General features: G+C 71.0%; 13 protein-coding genes. 5 read left to right on the forward strand and 8 right to left on the reverse strand.

Features of this window, described 5'->3' with window-relative positions; all coding sequences use genetic code 11:
• Positions 1-44: 44 nt before the first annotated feature.
• From KBX39_RS06000 to KBX39_RS06015, 4 genes are all read right to left on the reverse strand, one after another.
• A complete protein-coding gene (locus tag KBX39_RS06000; protein ID WP_210869495.1) occupies positions 45-1,037 on the reverse strand; it encodes a sporulation protein in 993 nt (330 codons plus the stop codon).
• A 100-nt stretch (positions 1,038-1,137) separates the two neighbouring features.
• Positions 1,138-1,878, reverse strand: a complete 741-nt coding sequence (locus tag KBX39_RS06005) for a hypothetical protein (protein ID WP_069089429.1) — start codon at positions 1,876-1,878, stop codon at positions 1,138-1,140.
• Positions 1,879-1,914: 36 nt separating this feature from the next.
• Entirely contained in the window at positions 1,915-2,691 is a 777-nt protein-coding gene (locus KBX39_RS06010; RefSeq protein WP_030501763.1) for a DeoR/GlpR family DNA-binding transcription regulator, read from the reverse strand.
• A 35-nt stretch (positions 2,692-2,726) separates the two neighbouring features.
• Entirely contained in the window at positions 2,727-4,736 is a 2,010-nt protein-coding gene (locus tag KBX39_RS06015; protein ID WP_140946329.1) for a beta-galactosidase, read from the reverse strand.
• A 279-nt stretch (positions 4,737-5,015) separates the two neighbouring features.
• Here KBX39_RS06015 and KBX39_RS06020 point away from each other — a divergent pair, with 279 nt between their 5' ends.
• The 4 genes from KBX39_RS06020 to KBX39_RS06035 are packed head-to-tail and all read left to right on the forward strand — an operon-like array spanning position 5,016 to position 10,411.
• Positions 5,016-6,347 carry an ABC transporter substrate-binding protein gene (locus tag KBX39_RS06020; RefSeq protein ID WP_043325545.1) on the forward strand — a complete coding sequence of 444 codons (1,332 nt, stop codon included), beginning with the start codon at positions 5,016-5,018 and terminating at the stop codon, positions 6,345-6,347.
• 22 nt (positions 6,348-6,369) lie between these two features.
• Positions 6,370-7,326, forward strand: a complete 957-nt coding sequence (locus KBX39_RS06025; protein WP_043325546.1) for a carbohydrate ABC transporter permease — start codon at positions 6,370-6,372, stop codon at positions 7,324-7,326.
• The gene (locus KBX39_RS06030; RefSeq protein ID WP_210869497.1) at positions 7,323-8,204 is read left to right on the forward strand and encodes a carbohydrate ABC transporter permease; all 882 of its coding nucleotides are present in this window, start codon (positions 7,323-7,325) and stop codon (positions 8,202-8,204) included. Before KBX39_RS06025 ends, KBX39_RS06030 begins: the two co-directional genes overlap by 4 nt.
• Positions 8,201-10,411, forward strand: a complete 2,211-nt coding sequence (locus KBX39_RS06035) for an alpha-galactosidase (RefSeq protein ID WP_210869499.1) — start codon at positions 8,201-8,203, stop codon at positions 10,409-10,411. Before KBX39_RS06030 ends, KBX39_RS06035 begins: the two co-directional genes overlap by 4 nt.
• A gap of 87 nt (positions 10,412-10,498) precedes the next feature.
• Here KBX39_RS06035 and KBX39_RS06040 read toward each other — a convergent pair whose 3' ends face one another.
• Positions 10,499-11,887, reverse strand: a complete 1,389-nt coding sequence (locus KBX39_RS06040) for a cellulase family glycosylhydrolase (protein ID WP_210869501.1) — start codon at positions 11,885-11,887, stop codon at positions 10,499-10,501.
• A gap of 293 nt (positions 11,888-12,180) precedes the next feature.
• On the opposite strand from KBX39_RS06040, the gene KBX39_RS06045 reads away from it, so the two are divergent.
• On the forward strand, positions 12,181-13,143 hold the full coding sequence (locus KBX39_RS06045; protein ID WP_043325553.1) for a TIGR03557 family F420-dependent LLM class oxidoreductase: 963 nt from the start codon (positions 12,181-12,183) through the stop codon (positions 13,141-13,143).
• A 176-nt stretch (positions 13,144-13,319) separates the two neighbouring features.
• Here KBX39_RS06045 and KBX39_RS06050 read toward each other — a convergent pair whose 3' ends face one another.
• From KBX39_RS06050 to KBX39_RS06060, 3 genes are all read right to left on the reverse strand, one after another.
• Positions 13,320-14,117, reverse strand: a complete 798-nt coding sequence (locus KBX39_RS06050; RefSeq protein ID WP_210869504.1) for an endonuclease/exonuclease/phosphatase family protein — start codon at positions 14,115-14,117, stop codon at positions 13,320-13,322.
• A gap of 4 nt (positions 14,118-14,121) precedes the next feature.
• Positions 14,122-15,612 carry a phosphatase PAP2 family protein gene (locus tag KBX39_RS06055; protein ID WP_124778809.1) on the reverse strand — a complete coding sequence of 497 codons (1,491 nt, stop codon included), beginning with the start codon at positions 15,610-15,612 and terminating at the stop codon, positions 14,122-14,124.
• 77 nt (positions 15,613-15,689) lie between these two features.
• A partial coding sequence (locus tag KBX39_RS06060) for a YihY/virulence factor BrkB family protein (RefSeq protein WP_210869506.1) occupies positions 15,690-16,520 on the reverse strand: 831 nt, incomplete at its 5' end.

Consider the following 16,520-nt stretch of genomic DNA (forward strand, 5'->3'; position numbering starts at 1 on the left):
GGCGACGCCCCCGGGATCCGGCCCGGGGGCGACGTCGCCTCTGCTCACTCCTCGCCGAAGTCACCGAAGTCGTCGCCGCCGCCGTCGAAGGCGTCGTCGAGCATCTCGCCGGCGATCATGCCGCCGGCGACGCCCAGCGCGGCGCCCGCGATGACGCCGCCCCTGCCCGGGCCGCGCCGCCCGTGGCCGGCGTAGCCGTGGTGACCCGGGTAGCCGTGGCCGCCGTGGTGCGGCATGCCGAAGCCCTGGGCGCGCATGCTGCCGTAGCGGCCGGTGGTCTCCCGCAGCCAGCCGTCGACGACCTGCACCCAGTCGGTACGGGCGGCGTCGGTGTGCGGGACCGAGTAGCGGCCGATCACGTCGTGCCCGGGGCTGAGGAAGCCGCCCCGCTTGTCGCACTCCAGGATCACCTCGACGCCCTTCGGGCTGGTCACGAACGTCAGCTCGACCTCGTTGACCGTCTGCGCGTACTGCGGCGCGGCGAAGAACTCGATCTCCTGGTAGAACGGCAGCGTCTGCGGCACGCCGTAGATGTGCCCGCGCTCCAGGTCGGCGTGCTTGAACCGGAAACCGAGCGCCTGGAACGCCTCCAGGATGCGCTCGTGGACCGGCAGCGGGTGCACCGACACCTGGTCCAGGTCGGACTTGTCGACGGCGCGGGCCACCGCCAGCTCGGTACGCAGGCCCATGGTCATGCCGTGCAGCCGCTGGCCGTAGACGTCGGTGATCGGGGTCTCCCACGGCACCGGCATCTGGAACGGGATCGACAGCTGCTGCTTCGGCGCCAGATCGAACGCGCCGCTGACGGGCAGCCGGTGGAACTCCATGACGCCCGCGTACTCGTGGTTGCCGCTCTCGATCTCGACGCGGGTGACCAGGCCGAGGTTGATCTGCTCGATCCGCGCCGGGCTGTCGCCGCCGACCAGGTTGACGTGACCGTCCAGGGTCAGCCCGGGCCGGGTGTTCGGGTTGGTGAGCACCGTGTCGACGCTCGGACCACCCACGCCGAACGCGCTCAACATCTTCTTGAAGACCATCGGTCACTCCCGCTGAACTGCATTCCGACATGGACCGTCGGACGCTTCGTCAGGGCACCCTAAATGCCGCGACTGAGAAGTGGCTGTGAGGCGCACCGGATCACAGGCCCTCCTCCTGGTGCTCGGTCTCCAGCGTCGGCGGGCTGTCGGCGTCGGGGGTGATACGGATCCGGCTGGTCTTGATCCGGTCGTCGAGTTTCGCGTAGCAGAACTGCGGCAGGGGTTTGCCGACCGGCACCAGCGCGACCTCCGGGAACTCGTCGCACCGCAGGTCGCTCCAGCGGTTGTCGCTCGTGTACTGGCGGTGGAACAGGGCGAGCAGCCCGTCCCGGGTGACCACCGTCCGCTCGGCGGTCGCCGTCCACTTGAAGAGCTGGGAGCCCGACGGTGTGGCGACGACCGTGTAGACCACGTCGAGTCCGGCGTACGTGACTGTGCAGTCGAACGTCGCCGCGTGTTCGCCGGTGAATCCCTTGTTGTCGCAGGAGCTCGTCATCGGCTTCAGCACACCGGCGGAGTCGAGCACGTTCTGCTCCAGCGTGTGCCGGATGCCCGGATCGGGTCGGCCGTAGAGGAGGTTGGGCTTGGGCCAGGTCGGTTTCGGCGACTCGGGCACCGCCGGTGACGTCACCGGGCGGCCGAGGCCCTCCCAGTCGTCCTGGTTGACCACGTTGGTGATGAGCTGACCGACGCCGCAGAGACCGCCGCAGACGAGCAGCGCGGCGAGCACGCCGAGCAGGATCTTCCGCCTGCCGGGTCTCGCCTGCTGCGGGCCTGCCGGCTGGGCTGGCGCCTCGGCGTACTGACGATCACCGTCCATGTTGTCTCCCCCGTCGGTCATGGCGAGGGCAGAGGGTAGCCGACGGCGGGCCGGCTGTCAGTCCGCCCGGACCACCACCAGTTCGCCGACCTGCTCGCCGAGTTGGCGTCGGGCCTCCGGCAACAGGCCGCTGTCGGTGATCAGCATGTCGGCCTCCTCCAGCGGCGCGATGGTGGCGATGCCGATCGTCTCCCACTTGGTGTGGTCGGCCAGCACCACTAGCCGCCGGGCGGAACCGATCAGCCGCCGGTTCACCGCCGCCTCCAGCAGGTTCGGCGTGGTGAACCCGGTACGCGGGCTCATCCCGTGCACGCCGAGGAAGAGCAGGTCGACGTTGAGCGCGGCTATCGCCGCCTCGGCGACCGGGCCGGTCAGCGCGTCCGACGGGGTACGGATGCCGCCGGTCAGCACGACTGTCTGATCGGCGCGGGGGTTCTGGTAGAGCGCGTCGGCCACCGGGATCGAGTTGGTGACCACAGTGATCCCGCGTACCTCGGCCAGCCGCGCGGCCAGCGCGGCGGTGGTGGTGCCGGCGGACAGCGCCACCGCCATCCCCGGCTCGACCAGGCCGGCGGCCCGCTCCACGATGGCGCGTTTCTCGGCCTGCTGGCGGACCGACTTGGCGGCGAAGCCGGGCTCCTCGGTGGAGCCGGGACCGGCGAGCGTCGCGCCGCCGTGCACCTTGTCGATCAGGCCGCGTTCGGCCAGCACCTCCAGGTCGCGGCGGATCGTCATGTCGGACACCCCGAAGCGGCTGACCAGGTGACTGACCCGGACGCCGCCACTCTGGCGGATCAACTCCAGGATGGCGCTCTGCCGTTGCTGGGCGAGCATGTGGACCTCCATCGGCGCGAACGGCAGGGTTGCGGTCAGGCGCTCACGGGCGCCGGCGCGGGCTCCTCGCGGACCACCGCCACCTCCCCCGCCGGCACCTCCAGCTCGCCGTCGCAGCGGGCGCCGCCGAGCAGCTCGACGCCGGTGACCGGCAACCGTACCGGCTCGGTGGTGTGGTTGATCAGGAACAGCCAGCTCCGGTCCGCCGCGCGGCGGCGGACCACCTCCACCCCGGTCGGCGCGCTCACCGGCGGCCGGACGCCGGCCTCGGCCAGCAACCGGGCCACCAGCCGGTCGGTGGCCTCGTCGTCGAGCCGGGTGCCGACGTACCAGGCCGCGCCCGCGCCGACGGTGTTGCGGGTCAGCGCCGGCACGCCGGGCAGGGGCCCGTCGGCGTACGCGGCCAGCACCTCCGCGCCCTCGGCGTGCAGCCACTCGGTCCACACGTCGGCGCGGGCGCCGTCGTCGAGGCGTACCGTCTCGCCGGCTCGCAGCGGGAAGAACTCCTCGACGTGTACGCCGAGCAGGTCGCGGTACGCGCCGGGGTAGCCGCCGAGCCGGATGTGGTCGTGCTCGTCGACGATGCCGCTGAAGTAGGTGACCACAGCGGTGCCGCCGGCCTCCACGAACCGGCGCAGCGCGTCGGCGTCGGCGTCGCGGACGAGGTAGAGCGTGGGAACCACGACGAGCCGGTAGCGGGACAGGTCGGCCGAGGGGTGCACCACGTCGGCGGTGATCCCGGCCCGCCAGAGCGCGGCGTGCAGCGCGGACAACCGGTCGGTGTAGGTGACGTCGACGCTCGGGTGGGAGTCGAGTTCGGCGCCCCACCACGCCTCGTAGTCGAAGAGGATGGCCACGTCGGCGTCGACGCGGCTGCCGCGTACCTCGGCGAGCGCGCGCAGGTCGGCGCCGAGCCGGCAGACCTCGCGGAACACCTTGGTGTCCGGGCCGGCGTGCGGCACCAGCGCGGAGTGGAACTTCTCCGCGCCGGCCCGGGAGGCCCGCCACTGGAAGAACAGCACGCCGTCGGCGCCGCGCGCGACGTGGGCGAGGCTGTTGCGGCGCATCTGACCGGGTGTCTTCGCCACGTTGCGGGGCTGCCAGTTGACGGCGCTGGTGGAGTGCTCCATCAGCAGCCACGGCGCGCCACCTGCCACGCCCCGGGTGTGGTCGGCCGCGAGCGCCAGGTTGACCTGCGGCTGCGGGTCGGCGGCGGTGAGGTAGTGGTCGTTGGCGACCACGTCCACGTCGGCGGCCCAGGAGTGGTAGTCCAGGTACTTGATGCCGGTGCCGATCATGAAGTTCGTGGTGACCGGCTGCGGGACAAGCCGGTTCAGCAGTTCCCGCTCGGCGCGCAGCTGGGCGCGCTGCTCGTCGGAGGAGAACCGCAGGAAGTCCAGCTGCTGGGTCGGGTTGGCGAACGTCGGCGCGGTACGCGGCGGGTTGATCTCGGCCCAGTCGTGGTAGCGCTGGCTCCAGAACGCGGTGCCCCAGGCGGCGTTGAGTGAGTCCAGGTCGCCGTAGCGCTCGCGCAGCCAGCCGCGGAACGCCTCGGCGCTGACGTCGCAGTAGCAGTGCACGTTGTGGCAGCCGAGTTCGTTGGAGACGTGCCAGAGCACGACGGCGGGGTGGCGCGCGTACCGCCGGGCGACCGCCTCGACCAGGGCGAGCGAGTGGTCCCGGAACACCGGCGAGCTGGGGCAGTACGCCTGCCGGCCGCCGGGCCAGAGCACCGTGCCGTCGGCGCGGCGGGGCAGCGTCTCCGGGTGCCGGTGCGCCAGCCACGGTGGCGGGCTGGCGGTGGCGGTGGCCAGGTCGACGCTGATGCCGCCGTCGTGCAGCAGGTCGATCGCCCGGTCCAGCCAGTCGAAGACGTACCGACCGGGGGTGGGCTCCAGCAGGGCCCAGGAGAAGATGCCGACCGAGACCAGATTGACCCCGGCCCGTCGCATGAGTTCGACGTCCTCGGTCCACGTCTGCTCGGGCCACTGCTCCGGGTTGTAGTCAGCGCCGTACCAGATGCCCTCGCCGTGCCAGTTCCGCATGACAGCAGAGGTTGCCCCCCGAACAGCACCCAAGTCAACACTTTCCAACATCGACTGAAGTTCCAACGTTTACCGGCTCTTTGCCCTGCCTTACCACCAACGGCGTCGCCTTTTTGCCCTCTTGACAGCGCCGCGCCAAGGGGTAGCTTCAAGCGCCACCGGCTGTTTGTGTTCGGACGTGTGGATTCTCGGTGGATCTACCGCGACCGACACGACACCGCTCACCGCCAACGATCACGGTCCATGAGCGCAGCGCACCTCTTCCACGCAGGAGGCACCATGTCCCGTCCCCGCTCGCAAGCCGAATACCTCGCCCGGCTCGTACCCCCGTCCGTCGCCGGCCTGAACCGGCGCTCGCTGCTCGCCGGCGCGGCCGGCGCGGGAGCGCTGCTCGGCACCGGCCTGCTCGCCGGCTGCGGCGACTCCGACTCCGGATCCGGCGGTGACGCCAAGAGCGTCTCGGTCGGCTCGAACCAGTCGGACCCGAAGCCCAAGGACGTCGTCGCGAAGGTGATGGACGGCTTCAAGACGTCCTCCGGGGTGACGGTCAACATCAACACGGTCGACCACAACACGTTCCAGGAGAACATCAACAACTACCTGCAGGGCAAGCCGGACGACGTGTTCACCTGGTTCGCCGGCTACCGGATGCGGTTCTTCGCCGCAAAGGGCCTGGCCGGTGACCTCAGCGACGTGTGGGGCAAGCTCGACGGCTACTCCGACGCGTTCAAGAAGGCGTCCACCGGCGACGACGGCAAGCAGTACTTCGTGCCCGCGTCGTACTACCCGTGGGCCGTCTTCTACCGCAAGTCGGTGTGGCAGCAGCGCGGCTACGAGGTGCCCAAGACGCTGGACGACCTGAACACGCTCGGCGCGCAGATGAAGAAGGATGGGCTGAACCCGATCGCGTTCGCCGACAAGGACGGCTGGCCGGCGATGGGCACGTTCGACATCCTCAACCTGCGGATCAACGGCTACCAGTTCCACATCGACCTGATGGCCGGCAAGGAGGCGTGGACCTCCGACAAGGTGAAGAAGGTCTTCGACACCTGGGCCGGGCTGCTCCCCCTGCACCAGCCGGACTCGCTCGGCCGCACCTGGCAGGAGGCCGCCCAGTCGCTGCAGCAGAAGAAGAGCGGCATGTACCTGCTCGGCCTGTTCGTCGGCCAGCAGTTCAGCGGCGCCGACCTGGAGGACTTGGACTTCTTCACGTTCCCCGAGATCGACTCCACCATCGGCGCGAAGGCCCTGGACGCCCCGATCGACGGCTACATGATGGCCCGCAAGCCGAAGTCCAAGGACGCCGCGCAGAAGCTGCTGACGTACCTGGGCTCGAAGGAGGCAGCGGACATCACGGTGAAGAACGACCCGAGCACGCTCGTCGCCAACAGCGGCGCGGACACCGGTGCCTACACCGCGCTGCAGAAGAAGGCCGCCGAGCTGGTCGGCTCCGCCACCGAGATCGCCCAGTTCCTCGACCGCGACACCCGGCCGGACTTCGCCTCCACCGTGATGATCCCGGCGTTGCAGCAGTTCATCAAGGACCCGAAGGACATCGGCGGGCTGCTCACCAGCATCGAGAACCAGAAGAAGTCGATCTTCACCAGCTGACGGCGGAAGGGGGAAGGACATCATGTCCGACCTGCCCCTGATCCAAGCGGATCGCGCCGTGCCGCCGCCGGCCGCGACCACCAGCAACGGTGGTCGCGGTCGCCGGCTACGGCTCCTGTCCCGCACCGACCGCGTGGTCATCACGCTCATGGTGCTGGTACCCCTGCTGCTCGTCGCCGGCCTGGTCTGGCTGCCCGCGGTGGCGACGGTGCTGCTCTCCGGCACGAACTGGGACGGCATCGGCCCGGTCTCCGAGATCGAGTGGGTCGGCCTCAAGAACTACGACGACGTGGTGAACATCTACCCGCCGTTCGTCCCCGCGGTGCAGAACAACCTGCTCTGGCTGGCCGCGCTGTTCGTGGTGGCCACCCCGTTCGGCATGTTCCTCGCCGTGCTGCTGGACAAGGAGATTCGCGGCAGCCGCTTCTACCAGACCACGCTCTACCTGCCGGTGGTGCTGTCGCTGGCGCTCATCGGCTTCGTCTGGCAGCTCATCTACAGCCGTGACCAGGGGCTGCTCAACGGCGTGTTCGGCGGCGAGACCGACTGGTACGGCGACCCGAACGTCAACATCTGGGCCGTGCTGGTCGCGGCCGGCTGGCGGCACGTCGGCTACATCATGCTGCTCTACCTGGCCGGCCTCAAGGGCGTCGACCCGTCCCTGCGGGAGGCCGCCGCTGTCGACGGCTCCTCGGAGACCAGCACGTTCTTCCGGGTCGTCTTCCCGGTGATGCGCCCCATCAACATCATCGTGCTGGTGGTGACGGTGATCGAGTCGCTGCGCGCGTTCGACCTGGTCTGGGTCATCAACAAGGGCCGCAACGGGCTGGAGCTGATCTCCGCGCTGGTCACCCAGAACGTGGTCGGCGAGGCCAGCCGGATCGGCTTCGGCTCCGCGCTGGCGACGATCATGCTGGCCGTCTCGCTCGTCTTCATCACCATCTACCTCTGGACCGTGATGCGGGAGGACAAGCGATGACCGCCGTCTCCGCCGGCCGCCGCCGCCCCGTGCGGCCCGCCCGGGTCGTCCTGCACCTCTTCCTGGGTACGGTCGCAGTGGGCTGGCTGTTCCCGATCCTGTGGGCGGTGCTCACCTCGTTCCGCTCCTACGAGTACACCGCCGCCAACGGCTACGTGTCGCTCGGCGGCTGGACCGTCGACAACTACGTCACCGCCTGGCGCACCGCCGAGTTCGGCAAGCACTTCCTCAACTCGGCGTACATCACCGTCCCGGCGGTGCTGGTCACGCTCTTCCTCGCCTCGTGCGTGGCGTTCGTGATCGCCCGGTTCAGCTGGAAACTCAACATCGCGCTGCTCGGCCTGTTCACCGCGGCGAACCTGCTGCCGCAGCAGGCGCTGCTCATCCCGCTGTTCCGGATGTTCACCGAGATCCCGCTGCCGGCCTGGATGAGCGACTCGGAGCTGCTCTACGACAGCTACTGGGGGCTGATCCTGGTCAACGTCGCGTTCCAGTGCGGCTTCTGCGTGTTCGTGCTCAGCAACTACATGAAGGCGCTGCCGCACGAGCTGTACGAGGCAGCGATGGTCGACGGGGCGAACGTGTGGCGGCAGTACTGGCAGGTGACGATGCCGCTGTGCCGGCCGGCGCTCGCCGCGCTCGCCACGCTCGAGGTCACCTGGATCTACAACGAGTTCTTCTGGGCCACTGTGCTCATGCGTACCGGCGACAAGTTCCCGGTCACCAGCTCGCTGAACAACCTGCGCGGCGAGTTCTTCACCGACAACAACCTGGTCTCGGCCGGTTCGGTTCTGGTCGCGATCCCCACCCTGGTGATCTTCTTCCTGCTGCAGAAGCAGTTCGTCCGGGGTCTGACGCTGGGAGCCTCCAAGGGATGACGATCGTCCACCTGCGCCGCGCGCGGACCAGCCTGGTGCTCGACGCACGCGGCCCGGGGCTGCCCCGCGTCGTGCACTGGGGCGCCGACCTCGGCCCGCTGCCCGACGAGGACCTGCCCGCGCTCGCCGACGCCACGGTGCCGCCGGTGGTGCCGAGCAGCTTCGACGCGCCCACTGTGCTGTCGCTGCTGCCCGAGGCGAGCGCCGGGTGGTGCGGGCGGCCCGGTCTCGCCGGTCACCGCGACGGCCGGGACTGGTCCACCGCGTTCCGCCTCACCGGCCTCGACGTGCACGACGAGCCCGCAGCGCAGTCGCCCGACCTGTTAGGAGGGGCCCCTTTACATGCACCAGGCGTTAACAAGGGGCCCTTCCTTTCCTCCGGGCGGGTGGTGGTGCGGGCGGCGGACGCGGATGCGGGGCTGAGCCTGACCGTCGAGATCACGCTGGACCCGGCGGGCGTGCTCACGCTGCGGCACCGGCTGCGCAACGACGGCGACGGCCGGTACGAGCTGCGGGAACTGACGCCCGTGCTGCCGGTGCCGGCGGTCGCCACCGAACTGCTCGACCTGACCGGACGGTGGTGCCGGGAACGCGCGCCGCAGCGGCACCCGTGGCCGATGGGCGCGTGGGTGCGCGAGGGGCGGCACGGCCGCACCGGCCACGACGCCACGCTGCTGCTGGTCGCGGGCACCGCCGGCTTCGGATTCCGGCACGGCGAGGTGTGGGCGGTGCACACCGCGTGGAGCGGCGACCACGTCACCGCCGCCGAGCGCCGCCCGACAGGCGAGTCCACGCTCGGCGGCGGTGAGCTGCTGGCGCCCGGCGAGATCGTGCTCGGGCCGGGCGAGGAGTACGCCACTCCCCTGCTCTACGCGGCCCACTCCACCGACGGGCTGGACGGGCTCAGCGAGGCGCTGCACACGCACCTGCGGGCCCGCCCGTCGCACCCGCGCACACCGCGGCCGGTGACGCTGAACGTGTGGGAGGCGGTCTACTTCGACCACGACCTGGACCGGCTGCGGGCGCTCGCCGACGCCGCCGCCGAGGTCGGCGTGGAACGCTTCGTGCTCGACGACGGCTGGTTCCGGGGCCGGCGGCACGACCAGGCCGGGCTCGGCGACTGGTGGGTCGACGGCGAGGTCTGGCCGGACGGGTTGCAGCCGCTGATCGACCACGTACGCGGGCACGGCATGCAGTTCGGGCTCTGGGTGGAGCCGGAGATGGTCAACCCCGACTCCGACCTGTTCCGCGCCCACCCGGACTGGGTGCTCCAGACGCCGGGCCGGCTGCCACCGCCGTGGCGGCACCAGCAGGTGCTCGACCTGGCCAACCCGGACGCGTACGCGTACCTGCTCGAACGGCTCGACGCGGTGCTGAGCGAGCACGACGGGATCGCGTACCTGAAGTGGGACCACAACCGCGACCTCACCGAGGCCGGGCACGCCGGACGGCCCGGCGTGCACGCGCAGACCCTGGAGGTCTACCGGCTGCTGGACGAGCTGCGCGCCCGGCACCCGGGCGTCGAGATCGAGAGCTGCTCGTCCGGCGGTGCCCGGGTCGACCTGGAGATCCTGCGCCGCACCGACCGGGTGTGGGCCAGCGACTGCAACGACGCGCTGGAACGGCTGTCCATCCAGCGCTGGACCGGCCTGCTGCTGCCGCCGGAGCTGATCGGCACGCACATCGGGCCGCAGCGCTCGCACACCACGCACCGCGTGCACGACCTGGGTTTCCGGGCGGTCACCGCGCTGTTCGGCCACCACGGCATCGAGTGGGACATCACCGCGATCGACGCGACCGAGCGGGCCGAGCTCGCCGCCTGGGTGGCGCTGCACAAGCGGCTGCGCCCGCTGCTGCACGGCGGCCGGGTGGTCCGAGTCGACCACCCGGACCCGGCCGTGCAGGCCCACGGCGTGGTCGCCCACGACCGCGACCACGCGGTGTACGCGGTCAGCCGGGTCGCCACCTCGGCGGCGCAGGTGCCGGGCGTGGTGCGGCTCCCAGGGCTGGACCCGGCCCGGCGCTACCGGGTCCGTCCGCCCGCCGAGGCGCCCGAGCCGGCGATGCTGGAGCTGTCCCCGCCGGGCTGGCTGGCCTGGCCGGGCGACGGCATCACGGTGACCGGTTCGGTGCTGGGCACGGTCGGCGTTCAGCTCCCCGCCCTGCACCCCGAACAGGCCCTCCTGCTGGAGGTGGTCGCGGCCTGACCCCGCGCCCCACCCCGGTGATCAAGGAGTTTGTGTCACCGCAGGCGTCCGAACGGGACACAAACTCCTTGATCACGCACTAGAGGGTCAGGCGGGGGTGCAGGTCACGGCGGGGGTGGAATTCGTGCCCTGCCAGCTGCCGATGAAGCCGAAGGTGGTGCTCGCGCCCGCGCCGAGGCGGCCGTTGTAGTCGACGTTGCGGGCGGTGTACGCCGACCCGCTGTTGCTGACGCTCGCGTTCCACGCCTGGGTGACGGACTGGCCGTTGGCGTACGTCCAGCGCACCGTCCAGCCGGTGATCGCGGCCGCTCCGGCGGTCACCTTGACCTCGCCCTGGAAGCCGCCCTGCCACGAGTTCGCGACGGTGTAGGTGGCGGTGCAGCCACCGGACGGCGGGGGCGTGGTGGGCGGCGGCGGGGTCGGGCTGACGGTCGGGCTGGTCGTCGGGCTCGCGGTGGGGCTGACCGTCGGGCTGGCGGTCGGGGTGGTGCTCGCGTACACCGACGCCTCACGGGAGGTGGCGGCGATGCCGTTGGCGCCGTTGAAGATGCGCTGCCCCCAGCTGGTGAGCTGGGCCGGGTTGAACGACGTGGTCATGTCCAGGTACTCCACGCCGCCGCCGTTGCCGCTCCACGACCAGCCGAGGTAGCCGATGCCGTTGGCCTGGGCGTACGCCATGATGGCGTCCTCGTCCGGGTTGCCGTCGGAGTGGTTGAACCCGAACTCGCCGACCACGATGGGCAGCCCGGCGGTACGGAAGCGGCCCAGGTAGTCGCTGATCTCGGCGGCGGTGTCGAACACGCCGTACATGTGGATGGAGAAGACGGTGTTGCGCTGCGGATCGGCGGCGAACACGGTGCCGGCGTTGTCGCGCATGGTGAACGACCAGTCCTGGCCCCAGTTCGGCGCGTCCACCATGATCGTGTGGGTCAGGCCGGCGGCGCGCAGCCGCTTGATCGCGTTCGACGTGTCGGTGGTCCAGGCGCTGTAGCCCTGGTTGCCGAACGGCTCGTTGCCGATGTTGACGATGACGTACCTCTCCTGGCCCTTGAGCACGTCGGCGATGCTCAGCCAGTAGTCGGTGGCCTTGGCCAGCGTGGTGGCGGCGCCGTCCTCGCCGTACCCGGTGGTGTCGTGCACCTCCAGCACGCAGATCATCCGGTTGCCCTTGCACAGGGAGATCACGTTGGCCACGTCGGCGGCGCTGTTCTTCGTCCAGCGGTCGCCGCTGGACAGCACCACCCGGACGGTGTTCGCGCCGAGCGCCTTGATGTTGGCGAACGAGCTGGTCTGCTGCGGGTACCAGGTGTGCGCGTGGTTGACGCCACGCATGACGAACTCGACACCGTTGGCGTCGTAGAGACGCCCGTTGGAGACGGAGAAGCCGGTGGCCGCCTGGGCCGGCTGCCCGAGGGCGAAGACGGCGGCGAGGGCCGTCAGCAGGGCGGCGCCCGCGACGGAGAGCAGTTTCTTCATGGCTGTCCTCAGGGGAAGGATCCCCCGTGCCCGAGCGGGGGTGCGGTGACGGTGAGAGGGTGGTGGCGACTGAGCCCGGTAGCCGCCGCCCGGTTCCCGAACGGACGCAGGCATCAGCGTAGGACGATGGAAGGCGTGAGGCAACCGGTTAAGCAGGATCGGCCGGGAGGCGACACCGCTTGGCGCGCCGTATGAACTGAACCGGTTAAGAGACGAATGCGAAAGCGGACAGCAGGGTTGACCCGCGCCGGGCGGGGTATCCGGGGACGATCCGCCCGGGAAGGAGACGTGCCATGGTCAACGTCGGTTACACCCTCATGTGCGAGCAGGCCGGCCCGAAGGAACTGGTCGACCACGCCGTACGCGCCGAGGCCGCCGGCTTCGACCATCTGGTCATGTCCGACCACTACTACCCCTGGCTGGAATCGCAGGGCCACTCCCCGTACGCCTGGTCGGTGCTCGGCGCGGTCGCGCACGCCACCAGCCGGGCCGAGCTGATGTCGTTCGTGACCTGCCCGATCCGGCGGTACCACCCGGCCGTGGTGGCGCAGAAGGCCAGCACCATCGGGGTGCTCTCGGACGGCCGCTTCACGCTGGGCCTCGGCGCCGGGGAGAACCTCAACGAGCACGTGGTGGGCGGATGGCCGCACGTGCAGCAGCGACACGAGATGTTCGAGGAGGCGTTGCAGATCATCCGGCCGCTGCTCAACGGCGAGACGCTGACGTTCTCCGGCAACCACTTCGACGTGCCCGACGCGTACGTCTGGGACCGCCCGGACCGGCCGGTGCCGATGGCGGTGGCCGCGTCCGGACGACAGTCGGCCACGCTCGCCGCCGAGTACGCCGACGCGATGATCGCCACCGACCCGCTGTCGCACCTGATCGACATGTACGAGGAGGCCGGTGGCGCGGGCCGCCCCCGCTACGGGCAGGTCGCCATCTGCTACGGCCCGGACGAGGACGAGTGCCGCAAGATCGTGCACGACCAGTTCCGCTGGTTCGGCCTGGGCTGGAAGGTCAACGCCGACCTGCCCGGCCCGGAGTCGTTCGAGGCGGCCACCCGGTTCGTCCGCGAGGAGGACGTGGCCGAGGGCATCTCCTGCGGCCCGGACACCGACCGGCACGTCGAGGCGTTCAAGAAGTTCGTCGAGGCGGGCTTCACCCACGTCGCGCTGGTCCAGGTGGGCGGCGACACCCAGCCGATGTTCCTCGACTGGGCCCAGGAGGAGCTGCTGCCCCGGCTGCGGGAGCTGTGACCGCTGAGGAGTTGACGCCATGCGTATCGGGAACACCGAGATCCGGCCCGCCGGGGGCGGGCTCGGCTGCCTGCTGATGATCCTCTTCTCGATCGTCGCCTCGGTGGTGCTCACCGTGCTGCTCAACCTGGTCCTGTAGAACCCGGCCCGGCGCGCTCGGCGGCGACACGCGTTGTTCAGCCGGCCGTGAGGTCCACCTCGGCCAGCACCGGATAGTGGTCCGACGCCGAGTCGGCGTCACCGTCGCGGACCACCCGCACCGCGCGTACCCGGTCGGCCAGCGCCGGGGTGGCGAGCAGATAGTCCAGCCGCATCCCGGCGAACTCGGCGCCGCCGTGCCGGGTCGGCACGGTCCGGCCGCCGGGCTCGTCGCCGCCGGAGCGCGGCCACAGGTCCACCAGCCCGGCGTCGAGCAGCCGGGCCACCGCGCGGGTGTCCACGGTACGGCCGTCGCGGCGCAGGTGCCGCCGCCGGTACGGAGTGGCCAGCCCGGCCAGCCGGGCGGTGTGGTCGACGGTGGGCTCCAGCGTGTTCAGGTCCCCGGCCAGCAGCGCCAGCTCTCCCCCGGTCCGCCGCAGCGCGGCGGCGAGCCAGTCCGCCTCCATCCGCCGCCGCCCACCCGAGTAGGGGTACAGGTGCGTGCTCAGCACGGTCAGCGGTCCCGCGCCGGTGGCGACCTGCACCCGGGCGGCGGCGTGGTGGAACGGGCGGCGGACCCGGCCTGCGCGCAGCACCCGCAGCGGCGGGCGGACCAGCACCGCCACCGGCTGGCCGAGACAGGACCGGGCCAGGTACGCCGCCATCCCGAGCCGGTCGGCCAGGCCGCCCAGCGTGGTGTCCATGCCGCGCAGCTCCTGCAACGACAGCACGTCGGGGCGCTGCGCGGTGACGACCGAGACGATCCGGTCCCGGCGGTCGGCGCCGCCCGCGTCCCGCCCGCCGGTCCGGATGTTCCAGGTCATCACCCGCAGCATCGGCTCAGTCCGGCCGCGCGGCCTTGGCCAGCTCGTCGTCCAGCTCGTCCACCTGTTCGGACTCGATCGCCGGCTGGTTGCCCTCGTGCACGTCGGCGTTCGGCTTGATCACCCAGTACAGCAGCGACAGCCAGAGCGCGCCGAGCAGGATCGCGCCCATGAAGTCGGTCGGGTGGTGCATGCCCCGGTACATCCGGGAGGTGGCCACGCCGACCGGCATCAGCACGGCCATGCCCACGAACAGCCACCGCCACCACCTGTCGGTACGCGGGAACACGATGACCGCCATGGCCGCCCAGAGGCAGATGGTGGCCGCGATGTGCCCGGACGGGAACGACGAGGTGGGCATCTGCCCGTCCAGGTTCTCCACCGGCGGCCGGGGCCGGTCCACCACCCGGGCGCTGGCCAGGAAGAGGCTCAGCTCGCCGAACATCGCCAGCACCACGTACAGCACCGGCCGCCAGCGCCGCCACACGGCCAGCACGATCGGGCAGAACACCAGCGACACCAGCAGGATGGCGTGCGTGTCGCCGAACTTGCTCCACCACCAGCTCAGGTCGGTGAGCGCGTCGGTGTGCCGCTCGGCGAACCAGCGCGGCACCTTCGTGTCGAGCGTGTCGAAGAACGTGCCCTTGGCGTGGTAGCTGACGAACATGCCGAACGCGTAGAGCGCGCCGAAGACGAGCACCCAGCCGACCAGCAGCTCGGCCACCGCGGAGCGGGGGTGCTCCAGCACCTTCTCCTCGTCCGGCGCGAGCGCCAGCTCGTCGCCCGCCTCCGGTTCCAGGCCCTCGCGCAGCGGCGGCACCGGCCGGCCGCGCTCGCGCCGCCACAACCGGAAGGCGTACGCGGTGACGCCCAGCCAGGCCGCGCCGAGCAGCCAGCCGCCGATCACGTCGGACACGAAGTGCACGCCCAGCGCTATCCGGGTCAGCCCGACCAGGAAGACAAGCACGGCGGCGACGGCGATGGCGGGCTTGCGCCAGCGCGGCGACATGGCCGGCAGGAACACCAGCAGCAGCGCCCCGTACGCGACGAACGAGCCGAGCGCGTGCCCGCTGGGAAAGCTGTTGCCGGGAGCGTCGGCGATCGGCACGTCCACCACCGGGCGCAGCCGGCCGACGAGCGCCTTGAGCGACGGGTCGAGGATCAGCCCGCCCACGCCGGTGACGATCAGGTAGACCGCCAGCCGGGACTGGCGGCGGATCAGCAGACCCACCACCGCGATGGTGACCAGCCAGATCAGCACCGGCCGGCCGCCCAGGTCGGTGATCGCCTGGAGCACCGTGACCAGCGGGCCGTGCGGCGCCACCAGGCCGTTGAACCACTCGGCCGCCGCATGATCGGCGTCGCGCAGCGGGCTCCAGCGGAACCGGACGAGCATCAGGAGCAGCCCGAACCCGACTCCCGCGCCGGCCACGGCGAGCAGGCCCGCCAGACTCCGCTCGGCGAAATGGCCCAGCGGCCGGCGCCCGGCTTCCTTGACCGCGGTCACACCGCACCTCCCTCGTTCCTCTGCGAGGCGCGCTGTACCCGATCGGCGTGTCCCGTACACGCCGGACCGGCGCGGCGTCAGAGCGAGGTCATCTCACCGGTGTCGAACAGGTCCTCGCGGTGCGCCTCCGGCTGCCACAGATCCGGCTGGGCCGGCTCCTCCACGCCGATGCGCATCGCCTCCAGCTGGGCGGCGAAGGCCAGCCCGCCGAAGAGCGCCATGCCGGTGAGGTTGGCCCAGAGCAACAGCGCCATCATGCCGGTCAACGCGCCGTAGGTCTGGCCGAATCCCCCGCTGTACTTCACGTAGGCGGCCAGCAGCAGGCTGGCTAGCCACCAGATCGCGATGGCGATGGCCGCGCCGAAGACGAGCCAGGACAGGCCGGGCTGGCGGCGGCGCGGTGCGTGCCGGAACAGCACCGCCACGGCGATCACCGTCAGGCCGAGGCTCAGCGGCCAGCGGATCACGTCCCATCCGGCCATCGCCGCGTCACCCCACTCGTAGTGCCGCCGTACCGACTCGCCCATCGCCCGGCCGCCGACCAGGATGAGGAAGCCGGCCAGCGCGGGTACGCCGGCGACCACCGCGAGGACCGTGGCGCGCAGGTACTTGGCCAGCGCCGGGCGGTCCCGCTCGACGCCGTAGATCCGGTTCGCGCCCCGCTCGATCTGCGCCATCGTGGTGGTCAGCGCGACCAGCCCGGTGAGCAGGCCGAGGGTCAGCGCCAGCTCGCCGGCGTCCTCGCTGCGCTCGCTGTCGGTCAGCAGGTCCTGCACCATCGCCTCGCTCTGGCCGGGCGTGATGGCCAGTACGGTGTCCGCCACGACCTTGCCGCCCTCGTCCACCCCCAGGTCGGTGATCAGGCCGGTGAGCGCGATCAGGAACGGCACCACCGCCAGGCAGAGCTG

Origin of the sequence: Micromonospora sp. D75, assembly GCF_018070405.1 — a bacterium.
GTDB classification, from domain to species: domain Bacteria; phylum Actinomycetota; class Actinomycetes; order Mycobacteriales; family Micromonosporaceae; genus Micromonospora; species Micromonospora chalcea.

What these genes read in the sequence shown, in the direction of transcription:
- KBX39_RS06010 (WP_030501763.1), bottom strand. Translation starts at nt 2,691, where the DNA reads ATGCTCGCCCAGCAACGGCAGAGCGCCATCCTGGAGTTGATCCGCCAG.
- KBX39_RS06005 (WP_069089429.1), bottom strand. Translation starts at nt 1,878, where the DNA reads ATGACCGACGGGGGAGACAACATGGACGGTGATCGTCAGTACGCCGAG.
- KBX39_RS06025 (WP_043325546.1), top strand. Translation starts at nt 6,370, where the DNA reads ATGTCCGACCTGCCCCTGATCCAAGCGGATCGCGCCGTGCCGCCGCCG.
- KBX39_RS06040 (WP_210869501.1), bottom strand. Translation starts at nt 11,887, where the DNA reads ATGAAGAAACTGCTCTCCGTCGCGGGCGCCGCCCTGCTGACGGCCCTC.
- KBX39_RS06030 (WP_210869497.1), top strand. Translation starts at nt 7,323, where the DNA reads ATGACCGCCGTCTCCGCCGGCCGCCGCCGCCCCGTGCGGCCCGCCCGG.
- KBX39_RS06045 (WP_043325553.1), top strand. Translation starts at nt 12,181, where the DNA reads ATGGTCAACGTCGGTTACACCCTCATGTGCGAGCAGGCCGGCCCGAAG.
- KBX39_RS06015 (WP_140946329.1), bottom strand. Translation starts at nt 4,736, where the DNA reads ATGCGGAACTGGCACGGCGAGGGCATCTGGTACGGCGCTGACTACAAC.
- KBX39_RS06050 (WP_210869504.1), bottom strand. Translation starts at nt 14,117, where the DNA reads ATGCTGCGGGTGATGACCTGGAACATCCGGACCGGCGGGCGGGACGCG.
- KBX39_RS06035 (WP_210869499.1), top strand. Translation starts at nt 8,201, where the DNA reads ATGACGATCGTCCACCTGCGCCGCGCGCGGACCAGCCTGGTGCTCGAC.
- KBX39_RS06020 (WP_043325545.1), top strand. Translation starts at nt 5,016, where the DNA reads ATGTCCCGTCCCCGCTCGCAAGCCGAATACCTCGCCCGGCTCGTACCC.
- KBX39_RS06000 (WP_210869495.1), bottom strand. Translation starts at nt 1,037, where the DNA reads ATGGTCTTCAAGAAGATGTTGAGCGCGTTCGGCGTGGGTGGTCCGAGC.